5 protein-coding genes are annotated in these 2,331 nt (G+C 39.3%); 2 read left to right on the forward strand and 3 right to left on the reverse strand.

Translation table 11 applies throughout. The annotated features are described in order from the left end of the window. The coding region (locus V7Z64_RS12930) for a queuosine precursor transporter (RefSeq protein ID WP_334110681.1) at positions 1 to 459 on the reverse strand (459 nt) is incomplete at its 3' end. 109 nt (positions 460 to 568) lie between these two features. Between V7Z64_RS12930 and V7Z64_RS12935 the strand changes: the two genes are divergently transcribed. After that, positions 569 to 1,228, forward strand: a complete 660-nt coding sequence (locus V7Z64_RS12935; RefSeq protein WP_334110683.1) for a ribonuclease H family protein — start codon at positions 569 to 571, stop codon at positions 1,226 to 1,228. Continuing rightward, on the forward strand, positions 1,228 to 1,449 hold the full coding sequence (locus V7Z64_RS12940) for a zinc-finger domain-containing protein (protein ID WP_297989512.1): 222 nt from the start codon (positions 1,228 to 1,230) through the stop codon (positions 1,447 to 1,449). Before V7Z64_RS12935 ends, V7Z64_RS12940 begins: the two co-directional genes overlap by 1 nt. On the opposite strand, the gene V7Z64_RS12945 is transcribed toward V7Z64_RS12940, so the two are convergent. Both V7Z64_RS12945 and cspD read right to left on the reverse strand, forming a co-directional pair. After that, positions 1,450 to 1,728 carry a DUF2564 family protein gene (locus tag V7Z64_RS12945; RefSeq protein ID WP_297989514.1) on the reverse strand — a complete coding sequence of 93 codons (279 nt, stop codon included), beginning with the start codon at positions 1,726 to 1,728 and terminating at the stop codon, positions 1,450 to 1,452. It lies immediately after the preceding gene. Positions 1,729 to 1,840: 112 nt separating this feature from the next. Continuing rightward, positions 1,841 to 2,041, reverse strand: a complete 201-nt coding sequence (gene cspD / locus V7Z64_RS12950) for a cold-shock protein CspD (protein WP_003398931.1) — start codon at positions 2,039 to 2,041, stop codon at positions 1,841 to 1,843. Positions 2,042 to 2,331 lie beyond the last annotated feature (290 nt).

Here is a 2,331-nt window from a genome sequence, read left to right on the forward strand (position 1 = left end):
TTTCTTTTTAAACCAATGAAATAAGTGAACATCAAGCGACTGGCTAATTAAAAAAGCAAGCAAACTACCAAGTGCAATACGTGGTAACAAACCGAAAATGGTTTCTAACGCTGGTTGAGCAAAGTCGCTGGCATGCGGCTTAAATAGTAAAGCAAGTTGCATCACGATCGTAAGTGAAATGAGTGTAAAAAAGCCAAGCCATACCGCTTTTTGTGCTTCTTTTTTTCCGTATTTTTCACTTAAAATGTCAGTCACCAAAAAGGCGGTTCCGTACATGGCGTTTCCAAGTGTAGCTGTCATGCCAAGCAATTCAACCGTTTTAACGACTTGTAAATTAGCAACAACAGTAGAAAAGCCGATCCAGACGAATAAACCTGAGCGACCAAAGAAACGATAAATGAGCAATACAAGTGAAAATGTAATGATGGCAGAAAAAAGACCGAGTATTTCGTTGAACAAGATGATCCCTCCCTTGTATGAAAGTATAAAGGCACAAAGGATATTATACAATTGAGATCACTTTTTGTCTAAACTGTTATAATAAAATCAAAAAGAAAAGGTGAGAGATATGAAGGTGTTTATGGAGTGGACATATGTAACACCGAAAAAAAAGGAAATGGTGTGGACATCAAAAGAAATGGAAGTGGAAGAGGCTCTAATTATTGCAGAAGATATAGAGAAAACGGGGAGAGTAAAGCAGCTTTTATTTTATGATGATCGTGGTGTGTCGTGGTCGAAAAAAGAGTTGGCTAAACTAATGAAAAAAGTAGAAACAGAGCCACATGATGTTATTGCATATTTTGATGGTGGTTTTGATCGCCAATGTAAAAAAGCAGGAGTTGGAGTTGTTGTTTATTATAAACAAAATGGTGCAACATTCCGTATGCGCGCGAATGCGCAGTTAGATGAATTGCAGTCAAATAATGAAGCGGAGTATGCAGCATTCTATTTTCTACTCGAACAGCTTGAACATCTTGGTGTTCATCATTTGCCAGTCGTTTTCCGAGGCGATGCGCACGTCGTATTTCACCAATTATCTGGTGAATGGCCTGTATTTTCTGAAGAGGGGGGATGGGTTGAACGAATCGAGCAAAAAATGAAGCGACTTGGCCTTTCTCCAATTTATGAGCCAATTGTTAGAAAAGAAAACGGTGAAGCGGATCAGTTAGCGACACAAGCACTTCGCGGAACGATGATCAGGAGTACAATACAGCTGGAGCGTGAGTGATGAAGCGCAAAGATGTATTACTTCGGTTAAATGAATTGTTTGATACGTACTGCGAAGGATGTTTTGTGAGAAGAACATTTCGTAAAGAGTGCGGAAAATCGTATGCGCAATCATTTTGCATTCAAACATGTACAGTAGGGGAAAAAATACAACAATACGGTCAGTTGCTTGTGAAACAAAAAGTGTCACAAGGTGTCCCATATGCTCGGGACACCTTGTGACTACATGTGATTGATCGTCTCTGATAATTGATGATGTGCGTCTGCTAGTTCCTTTTCACATTGTAACAACAAAGGATCTTCTTCGTTTGTTTTGATGCGTGCAATCGCTTCTTTGGCATTTTTAATTGCCTGTTTTGCATGATCAAACGCATGGCTATCTAAGCTCATCGTTGCTGCTGCAACCATTTTTTTTGCTGACTCAACCGCCAAGCGCGCATTTTCGATTTCTGTAAATACGCTATTGGACTGAAGATGCGGTTTTTTTAGATTTTGTGTCATTGCTATCCCTCCTCGTTTGTAGTATTTGTGTGAAAGGAGGGGAGTATGTAATGAAAAAAGACCAGCGTTTGCTGGTCTTTTCGTCGAGCTATATATGAATCATCTCAGACGATTATAATTTCACTACGTTTGCAGCTTGAGGGCCACGGTTTCCTTGAACGATTTCAAAAGAAACTGCTTGACCTTCTTCTAACGTTTTGTAGCCTTCACCTTGGATTGCTGTGAAGTGTACGAATACATCGTCTCCACCTTCAACTTCGATGAATCCGTAACCTTTTTCGTTGTTAAACCATTTTACTTTACCGTTTTGCATAATACTGAATCCTCCTAATACCTTTTAGCCAATAGGCTAACGAAAAAATTTTTCATATAACGGAATATACTCACAGCAACCGTCTGGTGCAGGACATATATTCAGTTAGATGATAATTTGACTATACACGAATGACAAGGAAGAGTCAAGACAAAAAGGCGATTTTTTCAAAAAAATTTTTTAGAGGAGCATTCCTGTTAGAAAGGTTTTCGGGGACTTGAAAGAAAAAAGCCCTTCTTGGTATGATGCAGGGGTGTCAACACCTAAAATCAGACCAAGGAGGACTACAA

The sequence above is a fragment of the Anoxybacillus sp. genome, assembly GCF_036834105.1.
Lineage (GTDB): Bacteria > Bacillota > Bacilli > Bacillales > Anoxybacillaceae > Anoxybacillus.

Bases quoted from the DNA above. Each gene is read 5' to 3' on its own strand.
- V7Z64_RS12935 (WP_334110683.1), top strand. From the start codon at position 569: ATGAAGGTGTTTATGGAGTGGACATATGTAACACCGAAAAAAAAGGAA.
- V7Z64_RS12940 (WP_297989512.1), top strand. From the start codon at position 1,228: ATGAAGCGCAAAGATGTATTACTTCGGTTAAATGAATTGTTTGATACG.
- V7Z64_RS12945 (WP_297989514.1), bottom strand. From the start codon at position 1,728: ATGACACAAAATCTAAAAAAACCGCATCTTCAGTCCAATAGCGTATTT.
- cspD (WP_003398931.1), bottom strand. From the start codon at position 2,041: ATGCAAAACGGTAAAGTAAAATGGTTTAACAACGAAAAAGGTTACGGA.